Source organism: Pseudoalteromonas issachenkonii, from assembly GCF_002310795.1.
GTDB classification, from domain to species: Bacteria; Pseudomonadota; Gammaproteobacteria; order Enterobacterales; family Alteromonadaceae; genus Pseudoalteromonas; species Pseudoalteromonas tetraodonis.
This window is the reverse complement of the sequence record NZ_CP011030.1, coordinates 2,856,458-2,883,056: the sequence shown is the minus strand read 5'-3', so window position 1 is coordinate 2,883,056 and position 26,599 is coordinate 2,856,458. Positions and strand designations below refer to the sequence as shown.

Below are 26,599 nucleotides of genomic sequence, written 5' to 3'. Positions count from 1 at the left end.
TTTATTGGTCAAACCTCGGAGAGTAAAATGAGAATTAAAGATCCATTACATCAAATTTCTACACCGCGTAGACGCTTTGTACAAGGTTTAGCTGCTGGCGGTATATTAGCTGCTTTTCCAAGCATTCTTCATGCTGCTTCATCTTTAGTGGCTGGAACAATAACAGGTACTGTGCCCGAACTAAGTGGAGAAATAATAGATCTGGTGATAGATGAGTCACCCGTAAACTTCACAGGTGTTGTAAGAATGGCTACAACAATCAATGGCTCAATACCAGCTCCTACCTTGCGCCTCAGAGAAGGTGATGACGTTACTATCAGGGTAACTAATAAATTATCAGTGCCGAGTTCAATTCATTGGCATGGGATCATTCTTCCGTATCAAATGGATGGCGTACCGGGTATTAGCTTTAAAGGTATAATGCCGGGTGAAACCTTTGTTTATAAATTTAAGCTGCAACAAAGCGGCACATATTGGTATCACTCACACAGTGGCTTTCAAGAAATGACAGGTATGTACGGCGCATTAATTATTGAGCCAAGAGAAAAGGATATTATTAGTGCTGACAATGAGCATGTTATCCAATTGTCTGATTGGACTGATGATGACCCAATGGATTTGTTCCGCAAGTTAAAAGTACAGAGCGATGTATTTAACTTTAATCAACCTACTGTTCCAGAGTTTTTTGATGACATTTCAAATAGCAGCGTTTCAAATGCGCTACAACGCCGGGAAATGTGGAATAAAATGAGAATGAACCCTACAGATCTTGCAGACTTATCAGCATCTGCAATGACTTTTTTAATGAATGGTTGTGCGCCTTTGACAAACTGGCGTGGAATGTTTAAAGCTGGCGAAAAGGTTAGGCTTAGATTTATTAACGGTTCTAGCAATACGTTTTTTGATGTAAGAATACCTGAGCTGAAGTTAACAGTTGTACAAGCTGATGGACAAAATGTTGAACCTGTGACAGTAGATGAATTTAGATTTGGTCCCGGTGAAACTTATGATGTACTTGTCGAGCCAAAAAATGATGCATATACGATTTTTGCACAAAGCATGGATCGCTCAGGTTATGCTAAAGGTACTTTATCAATGGCACCTAATATTGATGCACCAGTACCTGCTCTAGATCCCGTTGAATGGTTAACGATGACAGATATGATGGGGAATATGGCCCAAGGTGGTGAGCATTCCGCGATGGCAGGTATGGCAGACATGTCGGGCATGAATTCTAATAAAATGGATCATAGTGCAATGGGTCATGGAGCGATGGCAATGGATCATAGTAAACATGGAATGACTAAAAACCCATTAGCTGTTGCTAGCACTAAAGTGCGTCATGCAAAAACAGAGTATGGAGCTTCTGTTGATATGCGTGTTGATATGCCTAGAACAAACCTTGATGATCCCGGTATAGGTTTACGTAAAAATGGACGCCGTGTTTTAACACTTGCAGATTTACATTCTCTTGAGGGAATTACAAACCAGCAAGAGCCAGAGGCTGAAATTGAATTACATTTAACTGGAAACATGGAGCGTTATAGCTGGTCATTTGATGGCTTGGAATTTGGAAAAAGCACGCCAGTTCACATGAAGCATAATCAACGTTTAAGAGTTATTTTACAAAACGATACAATGATGACACATCCCATGCACCTGCATGGTATGTGGAGCGATTTGGAGAATGAAAAAGGTGATGTACAGGTTCGTCGCCATACTATCCCTGTACAACCAGCGCAAAGAATTAGTTTTTTAACAACACCTCATGACGTAGGTCGCTGGGCATGGCATTGCCATTTATTATTCCACATGGATGCAGGTATGTTTAGAGAGGTAGTTGTATCATGAAAAAATTAATACTAACCAATACGTTAAGACTATTATTAATAGGTTTGCCCCTTATAAGTGTATCTGTATCTGCAAAAGATGAGATGACTGAGATGGGTGATTCTAAAATGCAAGCACAAGGTGGAGATGCACCTAAAGATGCTAGAGACCCCCATGCTTATGCAGCAGGTACAACTTTGACTGAAGGTCCTTATGCACTCAGTAGCGACAAACGACTGACTTTGGCAGATGAGCATTCATTTTACGCGCTACTAGGGGATCGTCTTGAATATAATGAGCAAACAAACGCAGGTGTTTTTGACTTTCAGGCATGGTATGGCACTACTTTTGATAGATTAGTCATCAAAACTGAAGGAGATTTTAGCGAAGGTAATTTAGAGGAGAACCAAACAGATTTTCTATGGGGCCACGCAATATCTGCTTATTGGGATACACAAGTCGGTATTCGACTTGATTACAATAACGAAGGTGAAAACCGCAAATGGCTAGCTTTTGGTTTACAAGGTCTAGCCCCCTACTGGTTTGAAATTGATATGACTGCGTATTTAGGAGAGCAAGGTAATAGTGCATTTTCGATCGAAGCTGAGTATGAGCTATTACTTACTCAAAAGTTAATTGTTCAACCACGAGCAGAGTTGACGCTTTACGGTAAGGATGACGTCCAAAATAACCTTGGTAGTGGCTTGTCTAGCAGTGCTATTGGTTTTCGGGTTCGTTATGAGTTTACCCGCCAGTTTGCTCCCTATGTTGGCGTTGAGTGGACAAATAAATTTGGTAATACAGCCGACTTTGCGAAGTTAAATGGGCAAAGTACTCGTGATACTGCTTTTGTTGCAGGTATCAAGTTCTGGCTCTGATATGAAGAAATACTATATTGACTTGATGAGAGCTACCGCAACTATATTGATGGTAGCTTTCGTTTTTTGGGATTTAAACCATTTTAGTTATGTTAGGAAAGGCCTAGCTAATAGTTTTTTTGGAAAGAACTAAGAGCAGTAATAGTAAGCTACTTCTTGTTTTCAATCGGTGCCAGTCTGGTGTATACCTATCAAGGTGGAATATCAGCTAAGAAGTAAAGTTGGCGAATGGTTAAGGTTAAAGAGTCAAGGCAAAAAACATCGCCATTGAAAGACGTACAATAGGCCATTTTATCACTTTTGATGAACGGGAATTGGATGTGCCCGGGATAGAACCGATTGTTGCAAAGTACTGCGCTTAAAGCTGAACAATTGGAAAAATGATCCATTACTCAATACCTAGTTATGAGCGTAGGGTTTTTATTTCTTTTAATGGTGCTCATGCTTGGCTTCAATCTCATGAGTATAAATTAGACACCCCTTTTATACTTGTGAAGTTAAAGCTGTTTAAAAAAGTAAAAAGTAAAAAGTAAAAAGTAAAAAGTAAAAAGTAAAAAGTAAAAAGTTTAGGTTTTAGTTCAAAGGTTGATCAAGATCATAAAATTATTTTTATAAAGTGGCTAATATTGTAGGTGATAAATAAGGAATTAAAATGTTTGGACTTTTCAAGTGGTTTAAAATAGTGGTAATTACTCTGTTGCTTACGCAGCATGGCTTTGCTATTGCTAAACCAATGAATTGTGAAGAACATCAAAATGGATCTTCCGACACGCATATTATACAACCAAGCAAAAATATGCATCATCAATCAATGAATGACAATAGTCACTATCACACTGAAAATTCGCAAGATTCTAAAAACCGTCATGGTGATGAAGACTGTGAAAAATGTAAAGCTGGTGATTGTGTTTGTTGTGAAGGCGGTTTTTGTACAAGCTTTCATTTAAATGCCTATCTTGTGGAAGCGCAAGACGAAGGTATTTGCAATATTCATTCTGAGCTAATTCTACAGCGTATACCCCTACCAAAATCTGGTATCCATCTCTTACTTTATCGTCCACCAATTATTGGCTAATCACGGGATCAGTGCGCCTTTTTTTCGCCAGTCCCATCAAAAATAAAACGATTTACTGATTGGTTTAAATTACCAACCGTTTTGAACAATTAGCACAATATTTTTTGGAGGCATGATGAACATGCTCAAACTATTGCTATTTACAGTACTTAATGCTGTCGATTTTGACCGAGATTTCTCTTTTACCAAAAAATTAGTTTTTAGCTTATTCACTAGAATTAGTACTTGACCTGTGTCTTAGACACAGGTCTAAGCTGAAGATGAGAGTACAAACTTAGCTAAAAAACTGAGGAGTGAATATGAAAGTTGCGGAGCTGGCAAAAAGCCTTGGAACGACTGCTGATACGGTGCGCTATTACACCAGATTAGGATTGTTAAAACCTGCTAAGTCAGTGAACGGCTACAAGTCATACTCGAATAAAGAAGTATCGAGACTTAAATTCATTTTAAGTGCCAGAAACCTTGGTTTTTCCGTTGCAGATATCAAGGAAATTATTAATGAATCTGAAGATGGTAAAAGTGCGTGCCCATTAGTCAGAAGCCTGATCAAAGAGCGGCTTGAAGAAACAGAAAAGCAGTTTCAAGCAATGTTGGCACTTCGAGGAAAAATGTCTTCTGCGCTTTCTCGATGGGAAGAAATGGAAGACAAAGCACCGACTGCAAACATGGTTTGTCATCTCATCGAAAACTTTGAGCAAATTAAAAAAGCATAGGAGGAAAAAGGGTGGCTACTAACACAAATATAAAAACTGAATCAGGCTGTTGCTGTCAGGCAAAAGCTCAATCCTCTTCGTGTAAAAGTAAGGAGAATACGTTGGAGAAAGTATCACATAACCAACAGCTTATCATTGAAGGTGCTGGGTGTGCTAGCTGTGTAGGCAAAATTGAAGGGGCGTTGAAGGCAACTCTTGGAGTCGTCAGTGCGGAAATGAATTTTGCTGATAGGACAGTAACAGTTTATGGGACAGCTAAAACAAAAGAGTTGATCAAAGCTGTTGAGTCAGTGGGGTATAACGCGAAGCCAATTGATGATAGCTCAGCAACAGATGCGCTTGATGAGAAAGAGGCTGCGGATTTTGCATATTACAAAAAGCTAATGCGCGATACGTTTATTGCCCTTTCACTCGGCGTTCCTTTGATGATCTACAGCATTGTAGTTGGAGAAATGACGGTTGAAACAAACCTTGAACGAATTTCTTGGTTGGTTGTAGGCATTTTAACTTTTGGTGTTATGTATTTTTCAGGCAAGCATTTCTATGTAGGAGCATGGAAGAGCTTCAAAAATCATTCAGCCAATATGGACACCCTAATTGCTTTAGGAACAGGCACGGCTTGGTTGTATTCGATGGTTGTCGTGTTTGCACCTGACGCTGTTCCATTGATGGCACGGCATGTTTATTTTGAAGCTACCGCCATGATCATTGGCTTAATTGATTTAGGTTTAGCATTAGAAATCAAAGCCAGAGGTAAAACCTCTGAGGCCATTAAACGTCTTATCGGCTTGCAAGCCAAAACAGCAACCGTGGTTCGTGACAACAAAGAAGTTCAGATAGGTATTGAGCAGGTTTTATTTAACGATATTGTGAAGGTAAAACCGGGTGAAAAAATTCCCGTCGATGGCGTGGTATTGGAAGGACACACCTCTATTGATGAGTCCATGCTGACAGGCGAACCTATGCCTGCTGAAAAAGCTGAAGAAGATGAGGTTGTCGCAGGTACTTTGAACAAATCAGGCATGATTTTATTTAGAGCCACACGCGTTGGTAAAGACACGGCGCTTGCACAGATCATCAATATGGTGAAACGAGCACAAAATTCGAAACCGCCGATTGGCCGTTTGGCCGATGTTATTTCAGCTTTTTTCGTACCTGTCGTGATGATCACCTCTGTGTTAAGTGCGCTAGCATGGCTTAACTTTGGACCTGAGCCAGCCATTGCTTTTGCCATCGTTTCAGCAACTACTGTGCTTATTATTGCCTGCCCGTGTGCTTTAGGCTTGGCAACACCCATGTCTGTCATGGTGGGAGTAGGAAAAGCAGCAGAAGCCGGAGTGCTTATTCGCAACGGTGAGGCACTGCAAACCGCCTCTAAAATCACTGCCATGATTTTAGATAAAACGGGCACTATTACTGAAGGGGCACCTAAGGTAACCGATATTATTTTAGCAAAAGCTACTGACGAAAAAGACGTACTACAGCTTGCAGCAAGTTTAGAAAGCGGCTCAGAGCATCCTTTAGCGCAAGCGATTGTTGAAAGTGCGTTAGATCAGGATATTGAGTTACTAAAAATTGAAGCCTTTAACGCCATTACGGGTTTTGGTGTAGAAGCAAGCTGCAACAACAAAGCCCTGCTTTTCGGAAACGATAAACTAATGAAGTTAAAAGGCATAGACCTCACAGGCTTTGTTGAACAAGCACAGTCTTTAGCCAAAGAAGCCAAAACACCTATGTACTTTGCTGTAGATGGTGAACTTGCAGCAATCATTGCTGTTGCAGATCCTATCAAGTCAGACTCAATCTCTGCTATCAAACGGCTTCATGCTAATGGTATACGCGTCATCATGTTAACGGGTGATAACAAGGAAACCGCTGCCGCCGTAGCTAAAAAAGTGGGTATTAGTGAGTTTCTTGCTGAAGTGCTGCCAGAAGATAAAGCCAACAAGGTGAAAGAGCTACAAGAAGGCGGCGAAATTGTTGGTATGACAGGAGATGGCATCAACGATGCTCCTGCGCTAGCGTTAGCCGATGTTGGCTTCGCCATAGGCACAGGGACTGATGTAGCTATCGAAAGTGCTGACATTACCCTAATGCGTGGTTCACTTCATGGCCTTGCTGATGCCATAGCGGTAAGCAAAGCTACTTTACGAAATATCAAACAAAACTTGTTTGGCGCGTTTGTCTATAACGTAGCCGGGATTCCTTTTGCTGCGGGGGTTCTATATCCCTTCTTTGGCATTCTGCTTAGCCCTGTAATTGCAGGTGCTGCAATGGCGTTTTCGTCATTGACTGTAGTGTCAAATGCAAATCGACTTCGCTTTTTTAAAGCAAAAGAGCATTAAGGAGAATCACAATGATGGTTATTAACTTATTAGGCTTAATGTTAATCGCGCTGATTGTTTGGTGGTTTTGGCTATATAAACCCAATAAAACAATCGTTCAAGGTAATGAAGTACTCATTGAAGTGAGGGATGGTGTGTATTCCCCATCCTCAATTCAGGTGTCTGCTAGCCAACCTGTCACTCTGAAGTTTATGCGCAAAGATCAATCCCCCTGCGCTGAAACAATGCTTATTCCTTCATTGGATATAAGCGAACAGCTTAAATTAAATGAAATTACTCAAATTACCCTATTGAACTTATCACCGGGAGAGCATGAGTTTCACTGTCAGATGCAAATGTATCGCGGTGTCTTAAAAGTCGTTTAGGAGGGCAATATGAAAAATCAACACCCTAATTTTTGGTCAACACCTACAGGCTGGGCTGCACTGGCACTTATTGCCGCAGTGACCTACTTCTTAGTGCTTGAGCATGGTCAACATATGCTGCAATTTCTTCCCTACTTGATTTTATTGCTATGCCCCTTGATGCACGTATTTATGCATGGCAGTCATGGTAAACATGGTCACGATCATTCACATGCGCCTGATGAAAAAAAGGAAGAGAGCTTTCAAGAACTCACGGATAAAAATGCAGCCTATCGCGATGGCTACATACAAGGGTTAGAAAAGGCACGTAAGGAATCACATAAAAAGGAGAGCAGTGATGAATGAAACATATGATTATGACTTATGGTCAATGGTGATACTGAACTCAGCAATTTTTATCTTTTTTGCCTTTAGTTTTGTCAAACCAAAAACATCAACTGATTGGAGAAGTCTAAGCGCGTTCTCTGCCTTTATTGTTGCCCTATTTACTGAAATGTATGGCTTTCCTTTAACTATCTATTTTCTGTCGGGGTGGCTGACGGAGACCTATCCAGAAGTAAATTTCTTTGCGCATGAAAATGGGCATTTATTACATACTTTCTTTGGATTTCAAGGTGATGCCCATTGGGACCCATTTCATATAGTGAGTATGGTGTTAATTGTTGCAGGTTTCTTTGTGTTGTCTTCAGCATGGAATGTATTGCATCACGCGCAAAAACATCATCAATTGGCTACAACTGGATGGTATGCAAGGTGTCGCCACCCACAGTATGTAGCTTTCATTCTAATCATGTTCGGCTTTTTATTGCAGTGGCCGACAATCCCAACACTTGCGATGTTTCCGATCTTAGTCGTTGTTTACGTCAAGCTAGCGAAACGCGAAGAAGCACAAGCGATTGCTGAGTTTGGTTCGGAGTACCACAGGTATATGGAATCGACACCAAGTTGGATCCCAAATTTTAATAAAAGTGTAGAAGGTAAAAATCATGAAAACGTTAACTAAATCAATTTTATTTATTAGTTCACTACTTATAACCACTAGCTCATTTGCCCAAAACAATGAGCATAAGCATGAAGGTGCGAACAAAGCTGATATGCATCAAGGCATGGCAATACCACATGAGAACATGGGAGAAATGCACAAAAAGATGATGGAAATGAAAAAGGAAGTCCATGCCATTAAAACTGAAAAAGATCCTGAAAAGCAACAGCAGATGATGGTTGAACATCACCGTTCAATGATGAAGATGATGCAATCCATGCACAAAAACATGGAAGAAATGCCAATGCATCAACAAATCAAGATGGCTGAACATCATTTAGAAATGATGGGGAACATGATGCCGCAGATGAACCGTAAAATGGAAGAAATGAAAGATAGCAATCAACAGCATTCACACAAACATTAGGAGAAAAATTATGAGCGATTTAAATCATAGAGTTGGCGTTAAAGAGCAAAATTTAGTTGTTCGAAACCTAAAGCTTAGCAATGTCACAGAAGAAAGCTGTGACGAGTTAGTAAAAGAAATAGATCAGCTTTTTGGTATAGATGAAGTTAGTTACAACATCAAAGAAGGTGAAATACACCTTGCCTATGATGCCGCAAACGTAAGCCTTGATGGGATTGAGGAGGTAATCCGTAAGTATGGCGCAGATGTTCATGATGATTGGTGGACACATACTAAAGAAAGTTACTATAAATTTGTTGATCAGAACATCAAAGATAACTCTGTTCATAAGCCTTGGAGTTGTCATCAAGCACCTTCGGGGGCTGGCCGGAAAAACAAATGAATTCATAAAAAAGTGTATAGATAATTAGTTAGTCAAATGAGGTAACAGTGATGAAAACACCCTATATAAAAGCTCTTTTATTGCTTACATTCGGTTTATATTTAGTGGGTTGTTCCAATACCACTTTTTATCATAAATACATGATGAGAGGTCAGGTAGTAGAAAGTTCTGATAATCGAACTCTAATCTGTATTGGTGCTAAGCATGGCGCAGAGGTTGGGCAAAAATACAGTGTTATTAGATTCCATGAAAGAATAGTATTGAGTGAAGGTGAAGATCCCTACACTATCGAAAAGGTAGGAACGGTACAAATTACTAAAATTGTGAATGATCATTTCGCAACTGTAAAGCTAGTGTCTGGTGACATTGCAGCGAAAGATATGGTGGAACTTGAAAACTAATAAAGTGGTGGCGAAAGCCACCACAAGAGCATAACAATAAAACTTAATGAAAAAACTTTAGTGTTATTTTGTACAACCTTTGAGATTGTTTGCTCAGTTCTGGTTATCTTGATGCCAGTACGACAGAAAAAATGTTACATATGAATTAGAAAGGTGTGGGCTGGCATCCTAGGTCTAATCTTAACAGTTAAGGGGCCGCCGAATAGAGCTATACCTTTACATCAGCAGCATAATCAATGCTCCCGCGATCATAAATAAGTTTTCAGATAGCGATACAAATCCAAGTGGCACACTGCTATCGCCGCCTACACAGGCACACTTTAACTGGCGTTTGTCGATGTAAACGGCTTTGAAAACTGAAATTGCTCCAACTGTGCCGATAAACAATGAAAATGGTGCCACTGCGAGAGGCTGTAGTTGGGCAACCATACCAATACCTGCATATGCTTCAATGAAGGGATAAATATAACCATATCTTATCCATCTCATCGATAGTAAATCATAAGTAATAAACGAATTTGTGAAACTGTATAGGTCTTTCAGTTTTTGCACCGCTAAGAGCGTCATTGAAAAAGCTATAAATAGCATCAGTGTTCTGATGGAGATAAATGAGCCGGAAGCAAAATGTTGAGATGCGACAGCAAGAAGTGCAGCTATCGAGAAAATGGCTACAACGGGCGTGTAGGTTGTGCCAGTTTGACCTGCTTCATCTTTACCAAAATACTCTCTTAAGTCATCGTATCCTCCGACACGCTTTCCTTCAATAAAGGTTTGTGGCGTAGTTTTGACATCATGCTTAGCTTTGAAGTCATCAGCTTGTTGTCTTGACGTGAGCTTATGATCTTCTACATCATACCCTTGCCTCTCCAGCAAATCTTTCGACCTTAAACCATAGGGGCAGATATGTTCGTCAGTGACCATTCTGTACAGGGTAGCTGTCTTAGTCATCTTAGTCTCCTTTGTTCAGTGTGCCTTCAAACTTTGGGAGCGGTCGTTGCTCAGCCTGAGCTTGTGAGCTGACCTTTCCATTTTCAGAAATATCTTTAATCAGCCATTCCATTTCTTTTATTTCTTTTCGTTGGGCTTTAATAATACCATTTGCCAATTCACGCACGCGTACATCCTCCAAAGTTGAATGCTCACTAGTAAGAATAGCAATGGAGTGATGAGGAATCATCGCTTTCATGTAAGCAGTGTCAGAAATTGTGCTTTGAGAGCGAACAAGATAAAGACATATGGCAAACAGTATTGTCGCCAATAGAAAAATAGCCATGTTGAGCTTCTTGTTACTGTACATGCCAAGCATAAAGGCCAGCATGATCATTGCCATACCTGCTCCCATATACAACGCCATATAGATACGCGTTTCACTAAACCATATATGTGATACTGCGTAAGTGTTGAGATACATCATGACAAACATAGCAATGGTTGAGGTGATGATCATTGCAGCAAATCTTGAGTATTTCATAAGTAATCCTTACATTGATAGTGTAAATATTTCCCACTGTTAGCCTATTATTCTCTACATGTGGTCATGTTCTCGAAAAAGTGCAAGTAATGAGCCAGTATCAATAAGAGTATTTGTAATACGATTGACTCAATTTCAGCTTATATCTAAAGTTTAAGTTTTGAACTTATGATAGACACAGGCTAAATTGGCTTTAGTTAACAATCTAATGGGAGAACTCAAAGCACTACAAGCTGAGCTTCAACAAATGGCAAGCTCGTGTACAAGTGAAGCGTGTGAAATAATTAAGTCACTTTATAGTTAGAATTGTCATTCATTTTCTATCCGTAGTGTACGAAATTTATTTAATATACTTTCGTTCATTTAATTGTTAAGGTGTGCGAAAGTTACAGGTTTCGTATATATGAAAGTTGGTTTTGCAAGAGTTTCAACTAAAGAACAAGATTTAAATGTTCAACTGTCCAAGTTGGACGCTCAGGGCTGTGAAAAAATATTCCAAGGCAAACAGTCTGGTGCTTCGATTCGAAATGAAGAAAAGCTTTAGGAACTCATCGACTTTATCAGGGAAGGTGATGAAGTTATTGTTACTCGCCTCGACCGTTTGGGACGGTCGTTAAAATCTATTCTTGAGGCAATTGAAAGCATCCATAAGAAAGGTGCTTGTTTGAATATTATCGACGGCTCTCTCAATACCAAAAATGATAATCCGTTTGCCACTGCCATGATCAACCTATGTGGAGTATTTGTGACTGTGCATAATGATTGAGATTGATCTCATTTTAGACTGAAAGGTTTTAAAGGGATGCCGCCAATCTCTCTTTTTATGAAAGTATGATTTTTTAATCATAATATCTGAGACTCAATCAGTTATATTACGATAATTTGATGCTATTTGCTAACGGCAGCTCCTCCGACATTGCGGACATTAGCATCAATGAATACCTTATGACTTCACTTAGCCAAAAGCGGAAGTTAGCTTTTGAGTTATTAACGAAAATTCAGAGTGTAAAGCAGACGTTGAAGAGTCAATAATAAACTTCAATTTAAACACTCTAGTGCATTAACGGCTGCAACTAATTTTGTCGTTCTAGAATTGGCGGAATTTTGCTGTTCCATATGAGAAGTAAACACACCAGTCACCATTCAATAGTTTGGCAAAACCTTGTGTGACTCATACTTGTGATACCGCTGACATGAATTTGTCAGCATTTCTTCCGTTTTTATCTGTCCACATTTAGGACATGCAATAGTCGATTAATGTTCTATATTCTGCCCGTATGCCTCTAACAGAGTTAACTATCTAGTGACTTAATGATCCCGCATGCTTCAATAGTATTGTTCGAACCACAAGCACTAGCCATCTGTTGTAATTCAGCTTTAAGCGCCCTTAATTCTTTCATGCGTTTATTCACTAGTGCAAGTTGCTGATCAATTAATGCATTAACGCTAGAGCAGCTTTCTTCTGGCTTATTTTTTAATTCGATAAGACGTTTAATATCATTGAGTGATATATCTAGGCTGCGACAATGTTTTACGAACTCCAATTGTTTAAGTGCTTTACTATCATACAGCCTGAAATTACCTTCTGAACGGTTTGGATTTAACAGTAATCCTTCTCTTTCATAATATCTAATTGTTTGTATAGAACAGCCCGATTTTTTAGACAATTCGCCTATTTTCATCAATTTCCCCCAGACATTTGATTCTATAGTTACTATAGAGTCTGTAGTATAAGTATGCAACGAAAAGGATATATAAAAAATGACCGAGAAATATTTAAACAATACGAATATCGTTAATTTTGAACACAAAGATATCCAATCCCTGATCGATCAGCGAGGATGGCAAAGCTTAGACGATTTCAACAAAATTGGAGCAGCATACCAATTTGTGAAAGATGAAATAATGTTTGGCTATAACAAGAGTGATGATATAGCAGCAAGCGATGTACTAGCAGATGGTTATGGGCAATGTAATACTAAGGGTAATCTGTTAATGGCGCTATTGCGTGGACTAGGTATCCAGTGTCGTTTCCATGGTTTTACCATTGATCAGCAATTACAAAAAGGGGCTATACCTAGCTATGTATTTTGGTTAGCACCTAAATACATCATTCATAGTTGGGTAGAAGTTTATTTCGATGGACGCTGGATAAACTTAGAGGGCTTTATATTGGATGAGCAATACTTAAGCTCACTACAGCAGAAATTTAGCCAAGCAAAAGATGACTTTTGTGTCTATGGTGTTGCAACAAAGTGTTTCTCTTCACCAAACACAAATTGGTGCGGCCAAGATACCTATATTCAAAAAGAAGGTATTCATGACGACTTTGGGCTTTATGATTCCCCTGATGAGTTTTATCTTGAAAAGGGTACTAATTTGTCGGGAGTAAAACGTTGGATGTATCAAGGTGTGATTCGCCATTTGATTAATATGAATGTATCAAAAATTAGAAATACAAAAGCACTGGAGGTACAAAATGCACAACCATAGTCACAGTCATCAGCATTCTAAAGATGATCGTATTGGTTGGGCATTTTTTCTGAATGTGACATTTACTATTATCGAATTTATAGGTGGTTGGCTCACTAACAGTACTGCGATAATGGCAGATGCAGTTCACGATCTTGGTGATAGTCTTTCAATAGGTTTTGCGTGGATTTTAAGTCGTTTTTCAGATAAAGAAGCATCAGATAAGTTTAGTTATGGTTATCGTAGACTTACTCTCTTTGGCGCATTGATAAACAGTATTGTTTTAATCATTGGCTCAATTTGGATTTTATTTGAAGCAATTCCAAGGCTGTCCAATCCTGAAATGCCTGTAGTCGAGGGGATGTTAGGGCTAGCGATACTCGGCGTTGCCGTTAACGGATATGCGGTATTAAAATTAAAAGCGGGTGAAACATTAAATGAGAAAGTGCTGACATGGCACCTTCTTGAAGATGTACTTGGATGGGTTGCCGTTCTTATAGTCTCTATCGTACTGTTGTTCGCTGAACTGCCGATATTAGATCCCCTTTTATCAATAGGGTTCACGCTGTTCATCTTGTTTAATGTTTTCAAAAACCTGAAATCAACACTCGTTTTATTTCTTCAAGCTGCACCCGATAAAGAGACTCAAAAGCGTATTAAACTATCACTAATGGAATTTCCTGAAGTTAATGGTATCCACCACATGCACTTTTGGTCACTAGATGGTGAAAGTCACGTTTTAACAGCGCACCTTGAGCTGAGTGACAACTTTGACGTTAAAGAATTAATTAGGCTTAAACAAGAAGTTGCAGCTAAATTATCTTCCTATCATTTATCGCATACAACGATAGAGTTTGAGTTTTTAAATGAAAATTGTCGGGATGAAGCGCAGTAAGCTTTATCAATAAAATGTTGGGCATACAATATAAAAAGCAGCTTAATTAGGCATAACCTATTAATTAAGCTGCTTTTTGGGCTTTAAATTTCGTCAGATTACTGTTTGTTACTCTCAGAGCCATGCGCCCATTGATATAAAACAGGTAATACAAACAAAGTTAAAATGGTAGAAGATACAATACCGCCGATAACGACTGTTGCTAGTGGTCGTTGTACTTCTGCACCAATTCCAGTGTTTAGCGCCATTGGAATAAAACCTAAACTAGCAACCAGTGCCGTCATTAAAATAGGTCTTAAACGAATGATGGCACCTTCAATGATCGCTACGTAAAGGTCGCCTTTTTCATGCCAAAGATCTCGAATAAAAGCCAACATAACCAAGCCATTTAATACGGCGACACCTGACAATGCTATGAAGCCGACACCTGCCGAAATTGATAAGGGCATGTCTCTTAAATAAAGTGAAAATACGCCCCCAGTTAATGCTAAAGGCACGCCACTGAAAATGATTAATGCATCTTTTAATGAACCAAATGCGATAACCAAAATACCTAAGATTACAACTAATGTGATCGGTACAACTAAGCTTAATCTTTTACTCGCTGACTCTAGTTGTTCAAACGTTCCACCATAATCAAGCCAGTATCCTGCTGGGATTTCTCCTTCCTGATTAATTTTAGCTTTCACTTCTTTTACAAAGCCGCCTAAATCTCTGCCACGAACATTGACGGTAACCACAACTCTTCTTTTTCCGTTCTCACGGCTAATTTGAGCAGGTAAAGACTCTGATTTAAGCTCTGCAACTTCTTCAAGTGGCACATAGTTACCACCCTCAAGTGGAAGCGGCAGGTGCTTCAAGCCATTGATATCTGTTCTTGTTTGCTCTGGTAGGCGAACAACTAACTCAAATCGTCTGTCACCTTCATAAATGATCCCCGCAGATTCTCCACCAATTGCAGTAGCAACCCAGTCTTGCAGTTCTGAAACGCTCAAACCGTATCGACCAAGCGCTTCTCGTTTAGGAATTACTGATAAAGATGGAACACCTGTGACCTGTTCCATTCGGGCATCAGCAGCACCGTCCACGGTTTTCACAATATTTAGAATATCTTTTGCGGTAAGTAATAATCGATCTAAGTCATCGCCAAATACTTTGATGCCCACATCAGCTCTAACGCCAGAAATCAATTCATTGAAACGCATTTGAATAGGCTGAGTGAATTCATAGTTGTTGCCCGGAATGTTTTTCAGTACTTCTTCCATTTCTTCAACTAATTCACTCTTTGGCTTTGAAGGTTCGGCCCATTCTTTACGTGGTTTTAAAATAACAAAGATATCAGCAATACTCGGTGGCATTGGATCAGTTGCTACTTCTGGTGTGCCGATGCGCGAGAATACTTTATCAACTTCAGGAAACGCTTTAATACGTTGCTCAAGTACTTCTTGCATTTCTACTGATTGCTCTAGGCCGGTAGAAGGTATTCTTAGCGCTTGGACTGTTATATCCCCTTCATTTAGCTGTGGAACAAATTCACTACCCAGCGTTGTTGCTAACCAAAGGCTATACCCCATTAAGAGCGTCGAAAATGAAACGATAACCCAACGAAATTTCAACGCCATTTTTAGCAATGGTTCATAAATAGACTTGGTTGAACGAATAACAACACTTTCTTTTTCGCTGATTTTACCTTTCATAAAAACAGCTACAGCAGCAGGAACCAGTGTAACTGAAAGGATCATTGCGGAAATTAACGCCATAACGACAGTTGCCGCCATAGGGTGGAACATTTTCCCTTCAACGCCAGTTAGCGTGAAAATGGGGATGTAAACAACAGTGATAATTGCCACACCAAACAAGCTTGGACGTATCACTTCTGAAGTGGCTTCAAAAACGGTATTTAGGCGTTCTCTTAAGTCTTGCCTATGACCGTTGTGTTGGGCCTGTGCTAACCTACGGACAGAGTTTTCAACGATGATGACAGCCCCGTCCACTATCAAGCCAAAGTCCAATGCGCCGAGACTCATTAAATTGGCAGATACTCCTGCTTGCACCATACCTGTGATTGTCATTAACATGGAAATAGGGATAACAGCAGCGGTAATGAGAGCTGCACGTAAATTTCCAAGTAGAATAAATAACACAACAATAACTAAAAGCGCACCTTCAACGAGGTTTTTGGTAACGGTTGCAATCGCTTTATCTACTAACGTTGTTCTGTCGTAAACAGGCTCTGCGGTAATGCCCTTTGGCAGAGATTTTTGTATTTCGCTGAGCTTATGTTCCACTTCTAAAGCAACGGTGCGAGAATTCTCACCAATCAGCATCATGGTTGTACCAAGCACTGTCTCAATGCCATTACGAGTAGCAGCCCCTGTTCTAAGTTCTTTGCCTATAGCAACATTGGCAACATCACTTATTTTTACAGGAATACCATCGTTCTTTTTGATGATGACATTGAGGATCTCATCTATTGTCGCTAGTTGCCCAATGGAGCGTACTAAAACTTGCTGTCCGTTTTGCTCGATATAACCCGCGCCACGGTTATCATTATTTTTACGTAATGCATCAGATATTTCTTCAAAGCTCACACGATAAAAAAGTAATTTTTCAGGTTTCGGTGTTATGTGATATTGCTTGTTGTAGCCGCCGATACTGTTGACCTCAATGACGCCTTTAACTTGAGCCAATTGCGGTTTAATGATCCAGTCTTGTATTTCTCTTAAGGCAATAGCGGTATAAGGCTCTCCATTAGGCATTTTAGCATCAGGAGAAGCTTGTACGGTATACATAAATATTTCGCCAAGCCCTGTCGAAATAGGACCCATTTCTGGCTCTAAGCCAGAGGGAATAACGCCTTTTATCGCAGCTAATCTTGCATTGATTAAGTTGCGAGCAAAATAAATATCGGTTCCCTCTTCAAAGATAACGGTTACTTGAGATAATCCATATCTTGACAGGGAGCGGGTGTGAGACAGCTTTGGCAATCCGGCTAAGGCTGTTTCTACAGGAAAGGTCACCCTTTGTTCCGCTTCCAAAGGTGAATAACCGGGGGCAGAAGTGTTTATTTGTACCTGCACGTTTGTTATATCTGGAACAGCATCAATGGGAAGTTTTTGATAACTCCACATACCAACGCCGATGATTACCATCAGCAAGCTTAATACTAAGTAGCGCCTATTTATTGCAAGACGCAAAATTGATTCAATCATATTGCGTCTCCTAATCGTCGTCTTCTACTTCAGATTTCAATATATCTGCTTTTATCAGATAACTGTTTTTGTTTACATATTCAGTGTCTTTACTGAGGCCACCAATAACCTCGATATAGTTCTTATCTGAACGTCCTAATACAAGCGGTGCAAATTCGTACTCTTCATCTTCTTTAACAAATACACCTAATTGTCCCCCCAGTTCTTGGATAGCAACTTTCTCAACGGCTAAATCCACCTTGAATTGATTTATTTTGACGTTGCCTTTTAATAATTGACCTGACGTTAGCTTTAACTCAGTGTTGTTTAAACGTACACGTGCTAAAACATAAGACTGATCTTTAGCTGGAATTATATTGGTGATGGTTGAGTTGAATGCCTGTTCACCATGCTCAATATCAACAGGTTGACCGACTTTAATTTGATTATATTGGCTGGTAAACACCTTAAATTCAGCCCACAAGGTGTCAAAATTGACGATTTCAAACAAGCTAGTGTTTTGCGTGATACCGCCAATATTTCCATTTCGCTGTAAAACAGTCCCAGAAACAGGCGATGTTATTTTATAAGTATTTAAGCTCTCATTAGATTCAATAACGGCTAATAGATCGCCTTTTTTTACCGTATCACCAACAGTGGAGTTTATTGTCTTTATAACGCCGTTATATCTAGCGCCAACTTGAAATAATTGTTCAGCGCCTATCGTCGTAGAGCCGTATACAGGGATAGTTTGGTTCAACGTTTTTGAAGCTAAATAGGCTGTTTCAACACCAACCTTTTTTGCCATGTTATTGTCGATTTTGCTTATGCCTTCTTCGCCTTCATGTTCATCTTCACTAGCGAAAACACTTTGAATGGGTGACAAATACCCAATAAAAATCAATAGTGCGAGTAAATAGTTTTTCATTTTTAATTCCTAAACGATTCAGTTAATAACTGAATCAATAAATTGTTATTAAGCTTAAAGTGATGCTTTTTTTAGAGTGACAGCGCTTCGTTTGTTAGTTTTTCTATCTCTGCGCCATAAATTAGGGCAGCAGATGCCGCATCAATGAGGGTTCGCCGAGCATTTAACAGCTCTTGTCTAGCCGATACATAATCAAGATATCCATATCGACCTTTTTGATAGGCGTCTTGAGTATCTTCCAGTGCATCTTCAAGCATTGGGATAACCGACTGCTTTAATGAATTAGCTGTTAATATGGCTTGTTTTCTATTGGAGTATGCTCGTAGTAAGTGATTTCTAAACCTCAACTTAGTCGCCTCTTTCTCTATGGCAACTTGGTCACGCTCTGCTAGCGCACTAGCGATTGCACCAGAATTTCGCTTTTCAGCAAACAAAGGTAAGCTAAAGCCAGCGACCAGTGCCGTATCATTGGCTTCTTGAGAGCGCCTAACACCAACAGACCATTTGATATTGGCCGTTGACTCTGTTTTAGCTAACTGTATTTCAGCCTCTTTTAGTCGCTGTTCACTTGCATAGATTTGAATAGCAGGGTTCTTCTCTAACTTCGCAAAAAGGCTGTTAAAGTCACTATCATTGCCAAACTGAAAAAGATCCCCTTGTACTTCAGAGAAGGTTACAGAGTTTTCCCCCCAGTAGGCTGCTAATGAGAGCTTCAAATATTCCAAGCGCTTTTGTTCAGATTGAAGGGTGAGGTTAGCCTGAGCAATAACTGCTTTTGAGCGTTTCACTTCAGCCTCAGGAGTAGCACCTGCGCGGTTACGCTGAGATACAATCTCTAACGTTTCTTGTGCTAAGCTCAAAGCATTTTCTGCCAATATAACTCTTTGTTGGGCTGCAAGTACTTCCACGTACTTCTCAGTGACTTGAGCCATTAAATTAAGCGCAGAGACTTCTTTCTCAGCATTGAGTAGTGCTCTTGATTTTGAAACAAGTCCAATCCGCGCTGAGCGTTTATCTCCCATTTCGATAACCGAAGATAGAGCGACTGTTAATTCAGCACTGTCGAATGCATTAAATTCACCTGAGCCTGCAAAGTTCTCAGCTTCAACTTCTAGTTCATAAGCAGGATTTAAACTTGCTGTTTGTTCTTGTCCTGTTAATGCGGTTTGTTTGAAATCAAATATTTTGAGTTCAGGATTTTGTTTAAGCGTCCACTGAATTGCCTCTTGAAGATTTAACTGCTTTTCAAAGGCATAAACATTAAATGTAAAAAGTGACAACGCGAGAAACGCGATATATTTAAGCCGAGGTGTTACACACCTCAAAATTGCTATCTTGCGATGCACACAGGTATTAAGTGCCATGTATACTTTCCTATAAATTTATATGTTTTTTTCGGTCATTAACATTTGACCTTTCATAATTTTCTATAAAATTTAGGCGTATTTAGGTGGGCGGAATGGCACCGAGATATAGCCTTTTAGCTCAGGAGAAACTAAGGCGTAGGTAAGGAAATATTCTATTGCTTGGAAAATGTTACAGGAAGAATCAGCATTTAAAAATAAGTGACAACAGCAACAAAAATTACAATTATCAATTGAAGAGTTGCTATTATTCACCTCAAGCATATTGGAGTCTTCTGGAGCTTTTAGCGGGGTAATAGACTTAGTTAGTGATGAACTAAAAGAACTTTCACTTAAGTTTATTTCAAGCTCTTCTAGCGAAAAAAACACAGACTGCACCGCGATTAAAATCATTATCACGTATGATATATTTGATTTGATATACGATGAGTGCATTATTTTCATTTCTCTGCTTAATACTTTAGCTGTAAGATGCGGCGAGCACCGTTTAAAACGACAAGAGCAATTATCAAACCAATCACTAAATCTGGATAACGACTGCTTGTTGCTGTAACTAATAAGCCAGCTAAAATTACACCAACGTTTGCGATAACGTCATTTGCGGAAAAAATCCAACTCGCTTTCATATGAGCGCCGTCTTCTTTGTTGCCAAATATCAAAAACAGACAAGCAACGTTAGCGATTAGTGCTATTCCACCAAATATCATCATTAAAGAAGAGATCGGTTCACTACCGTAAACAAAGCGTCTTACGACTTCGCTCAAAGCACCTAGCGCTAGAATAACTTGAAGCACACCAGATATATGTGCTGCTCTAAGTTTCATGCTAATACTTTTACCTACGGCATAAATAGCTAAACCATACACAGCAGCATCAGCAAACATATCTAATGAGTCTGCAATTAGGCCAGCAGACTGTGCAATAATCCCAGCAATTACTTCTATAAAAAACATGACTCCATTAATGGCTAACAACCATTTTAGGGTTGATGCTTCTTTCATCTCATTTTTTTGGGCTAAGTCTTTTGCTTTTGCAGCTTCTGTACTGCAACTTTGTTTAGTTGACTCTAACTCTGCACCGAGTTTAAGTTGTTGTAACTTTTTTGTTATCTCATCTAAATTTTCATCATGAAAAACTTTGACTAAGCGATTAGGAATATCAAACTGCAATCCAACTGAAGGCTGAATTGAGTCAAGTGCTAATCTGATCAATCTCTCTTCTGAAGGACAGTCCATTTGAGGCACTTTATATGTACTGACAAACGCGCCACTATAGTTATCTAATTGTGTATCAATTTTTACGTCTTCGTTGGTAGGAGATGATTGACACTGACCACTACATTTTTCTGACATATTTAACATTCCGAAACAATATTAAAATAAGTATAAAATCTATAGTGGCTATAGAGTCAAATAAAAAGTTATTTAATTTGAAAAGATTGGGAAGTAACTCAAATAGCTATTCCAAGAAAATAATTGTTGGGGGGTAGTGACAGCAAACACTGCTAACATTATTTGGACTGCCCGTTTTATACCGATGTTTATCAAAGATAAAAAATAGAAGAGCTATCTAGATAGAATAAATTAACCGATGATCCTAATTCCACATTAAAGTCGCGTTGGTGTGTTACTAATTGTACAGAGGATCTAAAACAAGATTTAAATTTAAAAGTAAGAGCAACGACTATATTGTTGGAACACTTGTCATGAGATACGCTAAGCCTAATGTCCGGTTTCGTATCAAAGTGAATTTTAGCTGAAGTAATTTTGTACCATCGTTTACGACTGCTTCAGGCTCAAATCTGACGAAGATTTCCTAGTACTCACCCAATCTGGCTTGATGAGAAATAATCTCAAACATTATGCGTAGCCACATATTCGCTCAACTTGAGCGGGATCTTATAAAAGCCAGAACCACAGAAGGTCGTGAAGAGGCTAAAGCTAAAGGCAAACACATGGGCAGATTGCCTGCTTTATCAGACAAACAAGCGAAAGAATTATATAAAGATAAATTAAATGGTGAATCGATCTCTGCATTAGCGAAGAAATATTCTGTTAGCCGCCCCACGGTTCACCGAATTATTGAAAGAATGGAACAAAAGAAATAATAAATAAAAGGAGACGTTATGTGGTCTGATAAAGAATCAAAAATTGATTTCTTAAATTTTAATGAAACGGCTGAGTCAATAAAAGATCTTATAACAGAAAAGGAGTTAATGCCTATTAGTATAGGCGTTTTTGGTGATTGGGGCGCTGGAAAATCGACGATTCTTGAACTTACTAAGGCTTCTCTGGAAAGTGATGAACAAGAATATATCCAAGTACATTTCGATGCATGGACTTTCCAAGGGTATGATGACGCTAAAGCGGCGTTACTAGAAACAATTGCATCTACTTTAGTTAAAAAAGCAGCAGACGATAAAAATCTCAGTGCAAAAGCAAAAGAGTTTGCTGGACGAATAGATAAGATCAGACTGATGGGATTGCTAATGGATGGTGGTGCAGCATTAGCTGGTATACCAACTATGGGTGGTATACAGAAGATCATGGGACTATTCAGTGGTGGTGACGATGGTGAACTGGATGTTGATGATGTAAAAGGTGCTGTCGATGGCGCTAAGGATGTCGCGAAGAAAAACAAAGGTTTGATCAAAGATAATAAATCATTTTCACCTCCTAAAGAAATTAAAGAATTCCGAAAAGCATATTCTGATCTGTTAAAGGAGTTTGATAAGCCACTTATTGTCTATGTCGATAATTTAGATCGCTGCTCTCCATTTAATGCTATTTCGACCCTTGAGGCGATCAGGTTATTTCTATTTTTACCCAATACTGCATTTGTTATTGCCGCCGATGAGGACATGATCCGCTTGGCAGTGCCTGAGTATCACAAAGGTGCATCTCAACGACATCAAACTGATTATTTAGACAAGCTTATTCAAATTCCTGTGCATGTACCAAGACCCGGCGTTCTGGAGATAAGGGCATATTTAATGATGCTTACTGCTCAAGATCACGGCGTTACCGATGCGCAATTAGAAACGATAAGATGTGCCCTTGAAGAGTCATTAAGGCTGTCGTGGAAACAACCACAAATTACCGTTGACGAGCTACTTCAAGATCACGAGATTGAAAAGCATTCCGAACTCAGAAGTAAATTTGTGGTTGCTGAACAGTTAGCTCCACTATTAGCTGAATCCACAAACATTAACGGCAACCCTCGCATAGTTAAGCGATTACTCAATCAGGTTAAGATGAGAAAGAAAACCGCTCATCGCAGAGGAATGCAGCTTGATGAAAAAACTATCACTAAGCTGGTAATTTTTGAGAGGTGCTTAGGCACTCAGGCTACCAACAAGCTTTATGAATTAATTGATAAGGAAAACGGATATCCAAAAGTATTAGCGGATCTTGAAAATTCAGAAGTCGAATTTGACGAAATTAATTTACCTGAAGAGTGGAAACTCGACCTAGCTTTTATTGATAAATGGTCGAAATTACCTCCCATGTTCACTGAAATGGATTTGACACCAGCGGCATATCTGAGCAGAGAAAGCATTCCAATGGGGGCTGTTAATTCGGTAATGTCTGGAGCCGCTCAAAAACTCGTAGAAGAATTAATGAAGCAAAAGGTAAGGGTCAGTGGCGTTAACTCTACTGCGATTACCACAACTCCGAAGGAAGAATACATGTCAGTCATGGATGGTTTGATTGAAAACTTTAAGTTGATTGGTGATTGGACCGAAAGACCAACAGGCATTTATGGGGCTGTGTTACTTGCCAAGCAGGATGATAAATGTAGCTTAAGTCTTCTTACATTTTTAAAAAGCTTGCCCCGCCAAAGATGGCTTAATCCAATTTTAAAAGAACTAGAGGGAACTAAGTAATATGGGTACGTCCGCATCGTCAACAGGACCAAATAATAAGAGTCCACTTATTCCATCTTGGGCAGAGCAAGGAGATCCTGTCACAATAGAACCTGCATCAGGTACTGATGGGGATGAGCAAGCTGGCTCTGATAATAATCAAGCTGATGATCAGAATGACAATAGCAATGATATTGACAATGACAAGGTTCAACAAGAAATCGGTGGTTCACCTACAGCAACACCGCCTCCAAATAGGTTTGCCAGTGCCAGAAGAGCATTTGGTAAATATGCGCAAACAGGTGGCTCAACCTCAGATCTAAGGCGTTCATTAAAAAGTTACTCTAGAAAAGGCTCTGGCGGAGGTAAAAGCACAAGCAGGAGACTATCAAGCGGCATAACTGCTGGTTCTGGATTGCTTGGTGTCATGCGTGGCGACACCGTAACGGTTAATAATCAAAGCTTATCATTAGGTGATCTAACTGGGCTATCGACTGATCAAGCAATCGACAAAATTGCTAGCCATTTAGCGCCTGATAATGCCGATTCGGATGCTGTAAGAGTTGCGTTGGATTACGCACTAGAAGAAGCACTCCCCGATACAGAAGAATTTGACCCAAACAGTTTTACTGACGAAGTTATCCAAGAAGCCATAGGCTGTTATTTAACAGACCTTATTTTTCAGGATGTGGTTGAAGGCATGGGCAGAGCTTGGTTTCATGTTGAGCCAGCAAGCAAGCATCATCAAATGGAAGTTGAATTAAGGGAACTAATAAAAGTGATTACACAAGAGCAGTTAGACAAAGTAACTAATGGCAACCCCAGTACTATTAGCAAAGAAAATATTACTAAAATTCAAGCCGATGCTATTGCTATGACGGTTGATGAATGGGAGAGCTTTAATGACTAATTTTTACTTTAACCATGACCCTGCTAACTTGCCTGACTTTTCTGATGATTGTCATCCTGTCCAAATGTTTCATACGCATCAAAATGACATCACTAAGCACAGCTTGGTGTCAAAACAACTACTACAAACAGTTCGTGATTTAGGATTGAATGTAGATGCTGATTCAATAGATCTGATAACAATTGCTACCGCCGTTACCGCTGCTCATACATTTGAATTAAGGGATAATGCAGAAAATGCATGGGCTAGAAAAATGCATTTGCATGTTCCTGTAACTGATGAGGATATGTGGAATTTTGTAGAACCTGAACTGAGTTCTTTGCTCAACTTTCTTACAGGCGATCAATGGCTGTTTACTTTTGAAAAAACAACTATGCCGATGCCGACTCCTAAAACAAGTGAGCAAGCGAAAGCAAAAGCAAAATCATTAATTGGACTCAACTCTGTTTGCCTTTTTTCTGGTGGTCTTGATAGCGCAGTTGGTGCAATTGATATTTTGAACGGAGAATCAGATTTAAAGCCTCTCTTGGTTAGTCACGCTTATCGTGGTGATGGCGCTAAGCAAGAAGACATTAAGCAATTATTATCCCCGCCATTCGGCGAATTGTCCTATTCAATGTCTCCCCATATTATTAAGCACTTAGAAGGTAAAACTGACATTAGTATGAGGGGAAGAAGCTTTAACTTCCTAGCTATGGCGGTACTTGGTATATCAGCCTTAAGAAATGCTAATTGCGATAGCAGTATTGAAACTATTGTCGTCCCAGAGAATGGCTATATTTCTATAAATCCGCCGCTTACCAGAAGACGGATTGGTAGCCATAGCACTAGAACTACTCATCCTAATTTTCTAAGCAGGCTTGAATCTTTGCTTAGAGACACTGGGTTTCATGTCAAATTTGTAAACCCCTATCAATTCAAAACTAAAGGTGAAATGTTAGCGGAATGTGTTGATCAAGACGCAATTAGAAAAGCAGTTCCCCTAAGTGTTTCATGCAGTCATTGGCACAGAGAACATAAACAGTGTGGGCATTGTGTACCTTGCCTTATTCGAAGAGCGTCAGTTTTTCATGCTGGTTTTACACAAGATGCGCCATACAAGACAAAGCGGTTGAGAGATCTTATCAAAGAAAAAGATACTCGCGATGATCTCCAAGCGGTTCAAACTGCCATTATTAGATTGAAACAATCCGATAACTATCGTTCTTGGCTTCGAAGTTCAGGGCCAATACCACAAGAAAAAGATATACGAGAAAAATTAGAATCAACTATTAAGCGAGGATTGGCAGAGGTTGAATTATTTCTCCAAGCGGATAAATCGTCATGATGGATCTTCATTGCCACGTTGATTTATATCCAGATCATCAAGAGGTATTGAACGACATAAAAAGCAGTAATTATTACGTGCTATCAGTAACTACGGTGCCTTCAGCTTTTGAAGGTACTGTCTAGTTAACAAGTGGCATAAAACACTGTAAGACGGCCTTGGGGCTTCACCCTCAACTTGCTCATCTAAGAAAAAATGAATTAGCACTATTCGATAAGCTAGTTGATAGAACTAGATATATTGGAGAAATTGGACTGGATGGCTCAAAAGGTTACGCTGATTACTTTGATGATCAATTAGAGGTTTTCACGCATATTCTAAAAAAATGTGAAGGCTTTGATGACAAAATACTAACTATCCATAGTCTTAACGCGACTGGTGAAGTTCTTGAACAACTTAAGTTACATCCCAATGCTGGTACTTCTATTCTTCATTGGTTTTTAGGTACTAAGAAGCAAGTTCTAGAAGCCGTCGAGCTAGGCTGTTTCTTCTCTATTGGGCCAGCCATGCTAACTTCAGCCAGAGCTAAAAAAGTAATATCGTGGATACCTCAAGATAGAGTTCTACTCGAAACTGATGGACCTTTCGCCAAAGTGGCGGGGAATATTCTGTTTCCTTCAAGTGTTGGCACTGTTACTGAATATCTGGCTGAAATTTGGTGTAAAAATAAGGCTTTGATAATAGAAAAATTGTCAGTAAATCTTAGGTGTTTAACATCAGTCAAGTAACTAATTATACGTCACGTAATCTTATAACAATTTTATTCAGGTTTAATCGG

The 26,599-nt window shown here is 39.4% G+C and carries 26 protein-coding genes and 1 pseudogene; 20 read left to right on the top strand and 7 right to left on the bottom strand.

From position 1 onward, the window contains the following. Positions 1–27: 27 nt before the first annotated feature. From PISS_RS13380 to PISS_RS13325, 11 genes are all read left to right on the top strand, one after another. On the top strand, positions 28–1,851 hold the full coding sequence (locus PISS_RS13380) for a copper resistance system multicopper oxidase (RefSeq protein ID WP_013465888.1): 1,824 nt from the start codon (positions 28–30) through the stop codon (positions 1,849–1,851). Then, entirely contained in the window at positions 1,848–2,708 is an 861-nt protein-coding gene (locus tag PISS_RS13375; protein ID WP_004589262.1) for a copper resistance protein B, read from the top strand. The genes PISS_RS13380 and PISS_RS13375 overlap by 4 nt, the downstream gene beginning before the upstream one ends. Before the next feature lie 652 nt (positions 2,709–3,360). Continuing rightward, entirely contained in the window at positions 3,361–3,783 is a 423-nt protein-coding gene (locus PISS_RS13365; protein ID WP_010558026.1) for a hypothetical protein, read from the top strand. 299 nt (positions 3,784–4,082) lie between these two features. Further along, positions 4,083–4,496, top strand: coding sequence for a MerR family transcriptional regulator (locus PISS_RS13360; RefSeq protein WP_008467855.1), 414 nt, complete (start codon positions 4,083–4,085; stop codon positions 4,494–4,496). Between the two features lie 101 nt (positions 4,497–4,597). Next, positions 4,598–6,841 (top strand): heavy metal translocating P-type ATPase, encoded by a 2,244-nt coding sequence (locus PISS_RS13355; protein ID WP_058155250.1) that lies wholly within the window; start codon positions 4,598–4,600, stop codon positions 6,839–6,841. 11 nt (positions 6,842–6,852) lie between these two features. Further along, the gene (locus PISS_RS13350; protein ID WP_004589267.1) at positions 6,853–7,206 is read left to right on the top strand and encodes a cupredoxin domain-containing protein; all 354 of its coding nucleotides are present in this window, start codon (positions 6,853–6,855) and stop codon (positions 7,204–7,206) included. 9 nt (positions 7,207–7,215) lie between these two features. Then, a complete protein-coding gene (locus PISS_RS13345) occupies positions 7,216–7,551 on the top strand; it encodes a DUF2933 domain-containing protein (RefSeq protein ID WP_008467859.1) in 336 nt (111 codons plus the stop codon). Next, positions 7,544–8,209 (top strand): methyltransferase family protein, encoded by a 666-nt coding sequence (locus PISS_RS13340; protein ID WP_058155249.1) that lies wholly within the window; start codon positions 7,544–7,546, stop codon positions 8,207–8,209. Before PISS_RS13345 ends, PISS_RS13340 begins: the two co-directional genes overlap by 8 nt. Further along, complete coding sequence (locus PISS_RS13335) at positions 8,193–8,615, top strand: hypothetical protein (RefSeq protein WP_008467863.1); 423 nt, start codon at positions 8,193–8,195, stop codon at positions 8,613–8,615. Before PISS_RS13340 ends, PISS_RS13335 begins: the two co-directional genes overlap by 17 nt. A 10-nt stretch (positions 8,616–8,625) precedes the next feature. Next, complete coding sequence (locus PISS_RS13330) at positions 8,626–8,997, top strand: hypothetical protein (RefSeq protein ID WP_008467865.1); 372 nt, start codon at positions 8,626–8,628, stop codon at positions 8,995–8,997. A gap of 50 nt (positions 8,998–9,047) precedes the next feature. Beyond that, positions 9,048–9,398 (top strand): hypothetical protein, encoded by a 351-nt coding sequence (locus PISS_RS13325; protein ID WP_004589646.1) that lies wholly within the window; start codon positions 9,048–9,050, stop codon positions 9,396–9,398. Positions 9,399–9,614: 216 nt separating this feature from the next. Here PISS_RS13325 and PISS_RS13320 read toward each other — a convergent pair whose 3' ends face one another. Both PISS_RS13320 and PISS_RS13315 read right to left on the bottom strand, forming a co-directional pair. Continuing rightward, positions 9,615–10,346: a MauE/DoxX family redox-associated membrane protein gene (locus tag PISS_RS13320; protein ID WP_058155248.1), complete on the bottom strand. Its 732-nt coding sequence runs from the start codon at positions 10,344–10,346 to the stop codon at positions 9,615–9,617. Position 10,347: 1 nt separating this feature from the next. Then, the gene (locus PISS_RS13315) at positions 10,348–10,869 is read right to left on the bottom strand and encodes a DUF305 domain-containing protein (RefSeq protein WP_008109672.1); all 522 of its coding nucleotides are present in this window, start codon (positions 10,867–10,869) and stop codon (positions 10,348–10,350) included. Positions 10,870–11,272: 403 nt separating this feature from the next. On the opposite strand from PISS_RS13315, the pseudogene PISS_RS19060 reads away from it, so the two are divergent. Next, positions 11,273–11,635 (top strand): annotated as a pseudogene (locus PISS_RS19060) (recombinase family protein). A 526-nt stretch (positions 11,636–12,161) separates the two neighbouring features. On the opposite strand, the gene cadR reads toward PISS_RS19060, so the two are convergent. Then, positions 12,162–12,551, bottom strand: coding sequence for a Cd(II)/Pb(II)-responsive transcriptional regulator (gene cadR, locus PISS_RS13305; protein WP_008109677.1), 390 nt, complete (start codon positions 12,549–12,551; stop codon positions 12,162–12,164). A 79-nt stretch (positions 12,552–12,630) separates the two neighbouring features. Between cadR and PISS_RS13300 the strand changes: the two genes are divergently transcribed. Further along, positions 12,631–13,362: a transglutaminase-like domain-containing protein gene (locus PISS_RS13300; protein WP_008464145.1), complete on the top strand. Its 732-nt coding sequence runs from the start codon at positions 12,631–12,633 to the stop codon at positions 13,360–13,362. Further along, on the top strand, positions 13,349–14,236 hold the full coding sequence (locus tag PISS_RS13295; protein ID WP_008464143.1) for a cation diffusion facilitator family transporter: 888 nt from the start codon (positions 13,349–13,351) through the stop codon (positions 14,234–14,236). Before PISS_RS13300 ends, PISS_RS13295 begins: the two co-directional genes overlap by 14 nt. A 98-nt stretch (positions 14,237–14,334) precedes the next feature. Here the strand turns inward: PISS_RS13295 and PISS_RS13290 are convergent, their stop codons facing one another. The 4 genes from PISS_RS13290 to PISS_RS13270 form a co-directional block, all read right to left on the bottom strand. After that, positions 14,335–17,448, bottom strand: coding sequence for an efflux RND transporter permease subunit (locus PISS_RS13290; RefSeq protein ID WP_058155247.1), 3,114 nt, complete (start codon positions 17,446–17,448; stop codon positions 14,335–14,337). Positions 17,449–17,458: 10 nt separating this feature from the next. Beyond that, positions 17,459–18,355: an efflux RND transporter periplasmic adaptor subunit gene (locus tag PISS_RS13285; RefSeq protein ID WP_058155246.1), complete on the bottom strand. Its 897-nt coding sequence runs from the start codon at positions 18,353–18,355 to the stop codon at positions 17,459–17,461. Positions 18,356–18,426: 71 nt separating this feature from the next. Then, positions 18,427–19,719 (bottom strand): TolC family protein, encoded by a 1,293-nt coding sequence (locus PISS_RS13280; protein ID WP_013465882.1) that lies wholly within the window; start codon positions 19,717–19,719, stop codon positions 18,427–18,429. A 452-nt stretch (positions 19,720–20,171) separates the two neighbouring features. After that, positions 20,172–21,071: a cation efflux transmembrane domain-containing protein gene (locus PISS_RS13270; protein WP_013465880.1), complete on the bottom strand. Its 900-nt coding sequence runs from the start codon at positions 21,069–21,071 to the stop codon at positions 20,172–20,174. Between the two features lie 509 nt (positions 21,072–21,580). Here PISS_RS13270 and PISS_RS19055 point away from each other — a divergent pair. Genes PISS_RS19055 through qatD form a run of 6 tightly spaced genes read left to right on the top strand, consistent with a single transcriptional unit; the run spans position 21,581 to position 26,549 of the window. Next, entirely contained in the window at positions 21,581–21,826 is a 246-nt protein-coding gene (locus PISS_RS19055) for a helix-turn-helix domain-containing protein (RefSeq protein WP_016899212.1), read from the top strand. A gap of 18 nt (positions 21,827–21,844) precedes the next feature. Further along, entirely contained in the window at positions 21,845–23,605 is a 1,761-nt protein-coding gene (locus PISS_RS13260) for a KAP family P-loop NTPase fold protein (RefSeq protein WP_024596196.1), read from the top strand. Position 23,606: 1 nt separating this feature from the next. Further along, the gene (locus PISS_RS13255; RefSeq protein ID WP_008109702.1) at positions 23,607–24,494 is read left to right on the top strand and encodes a hypothetical protein; all 888 of its coding nucleotides are present in this window, start codon (positions 23,607–23,609) and stop codon (positions 24,492–24,494) included. Beyond that, a complete protein-coding gene (gene qatC, locus PISS_RS13250; protein ID WP_058155245.1) occupies positions 24,487–25,821 on the top strand; it encodes a Qat anti-phage system QueC-like protein QatC in 1,335 nt (444 codons plus the stop codon). The genes PISS_RS13255 and qatC overlap by 8 nt, the downstream gene beginning before the upstream one ends. Continuing rightward, positions 25,818–25,946 (top strand): hypothetical protein, encoded by a 129-nt coding sequence (locus PISS_RS19120; protein ID WP_257720497.1) that lies wholly within the window; start codon positions 25,818–25,820, stop codon positions 25,944–25,946. Before qatC ends, PISS_RS19120 begins: the two co-directional genes overlap by 4 nt. A gap of 12 nt (positions 25,947–25,958) precedes the next feature. Further along, positions 25,959–26,549 (top strand): Qat anti-phage system TatD family nuclease QatD, encoded by a 591-nt coding sequence (qatD, locus tag PISS_RS13245; RefSeq protein WP_335337943.1) that lies wholly within the window; start codon positions 25,959–25,961, stop codon positions 26,547–26,549. Positions 26,550–26,599 lie beyond the last annotated feature (50 nt).

Coding starts and splice junctions, on each gene's coding strand:
- cadR (WP_008109677.1), bottom strand. CDS start 12,551: ATGAAAATAGGCGAATTGTCTAAAAAATCGGGCTGTTCTATACAAACA.
- PISS_RS13300 (WP_008464145.1), top strand. CDS start 12,631: ATGACCGAGAAATATTTAAACAATACGAATATCGTTAATTTTGAACAC.
- PISS_RS13330 (WP_008467865.1), top strand. CDS start 8,626: ATGAGCGATTTAAATCATAGAGTTGGCGTTAAAGAGCAAAATTTAGTT.
- PISS_RS19120 (WP_257720497.1), top strand. CDS start 25,818: ATGATGGATCTTCATTGCCACGTTGATTTATATCCAGATCATCAAGAG.
- PISS_RS13375 (WP_004589262.1), top strand. CDS start 1,848: ATGAAAAAATTAATACTAACCAATACGTTAAGACTATTATTAATAGGT.
- PISS_RS13365 (WP_010558026.1), top strand. CDS start 3,361: ATGTTTGGACTTTTCAAGTGGTTTAAAATAGTGGTAATTACTCTGTTG.
- PISS_RS13325 (WP_004589646.1), top strand. CDS start 9,048: ATGAAAACACCCTATATAAAAGCTCTTTTATTGCTTACATTCGGTTTA.
- PISS_RS13320 (WP_058155248.1), bottom strand. CDS start 10,346: ATGACTAAGACAGCTACCCTGTACAGAATGGTCACTGACGAACATATC.
- PISS_RS13255 (WP_008109702.1), top strand. CDS start 23,607: ATGGGTACGTCCGCATCGTCAACAGGACCAAATAATAAGAGTCCACTT.
- qatC (WP_058155245.1), top strand. CDS start 24,487: ATGACTAATTTTTACTTTAACCATGACCCTGCTAACTTGCCTGACTTT.
- PISS_RS19055 (WP_016899212.1), top strand. CDS start 21,581: ATGCGTAGCCACATATTCGCTCAACTTGAGCGGGATCTTATAAAAGCC.
- PISS_RS13290 (WP_058155247.1), bottom strand. CDS start 17,448: ATGATTGAATCAATTTTGCGTCTTGCAATAAATAGGCGCTACTTAGTA.
- PISS_RS13350 (WP_004589267.1), top strand. CDS start 6,853: ATGATGGTTATTAACTTATTAGGCTTAATGTTAATCGCGCTGATTGTT.
- PISS_RS13285 (WP_058155246.1), bottom strand. CDS start 18,355: ATGAAAAACTATTTACTCGCACTATTGATTTTTATTGGGTATTTGTCA.
- PISS_RS13315 (WP_008109672.1), bottom strand. CDS start 10,869: ATGAAATACTCAAGATTTGCTGCAATGATCATCACCTCAACCATTGCT.
- PISS_RS13295 (WP_008464143.1), top strand. CDS start 13,349: ATGCACAACCATAGTCACAGTCATCAGCATTCTAAAGATGATCGTATT.
- PISS_RS13280 (WP_013465882.1), bottom strand. CDS start 19,719: ATGGCACTTAATACCTGTGTGCATCGCAAGATAGCAATTTTGAGGTGT.
- PISS_RS13360 (WP_008467855.1), top strand. CDS start 4,083: ATGAAAGTTGCGGAGCTGGCAAAAAGCCTTGGAACGACTGCTGATACG.
- PISS_RS13380 (WP_013465888.1), top strand. CDS start 28: ATGAGAATTAAAGATCCATTACATCAAATTTCTACACCGCGTAGACGC.
- PISS_RS13335 (WP_008467863.1), top strand. CDS start 8,193: ATGAAAACGTTAACTAAATCAATTTTATTTATTAGTTCACTACTTATA.
- PISS_RS13260 (WP_024596196.1), top strand. CDS start 21,845: ATGTGGTCTGATAAAGAATCAAAAATTGATTTCTTAAATTTTAATGAA.
- PISS_RS13345 (WP_008467859.1), top strand. CDS start 7,216: ATGAAAAATCAACACCCTAATTTTTGGTCAACACCTACAGGCTGGGCT.
- PISS_RS13270 (WP_013465880.1), bottom strand. CDS start 21,071: ATGTCAGAAAAATGTAGTGGTCAGTGTCAATCATCTCCTACCAACGAA.
- PISS_RS13340 (WP_058155249.1), top strand. CDS start 7,544: ATGAATGAAACATATGATTATGACTTATGGTCAATGGTGATACTGAAC.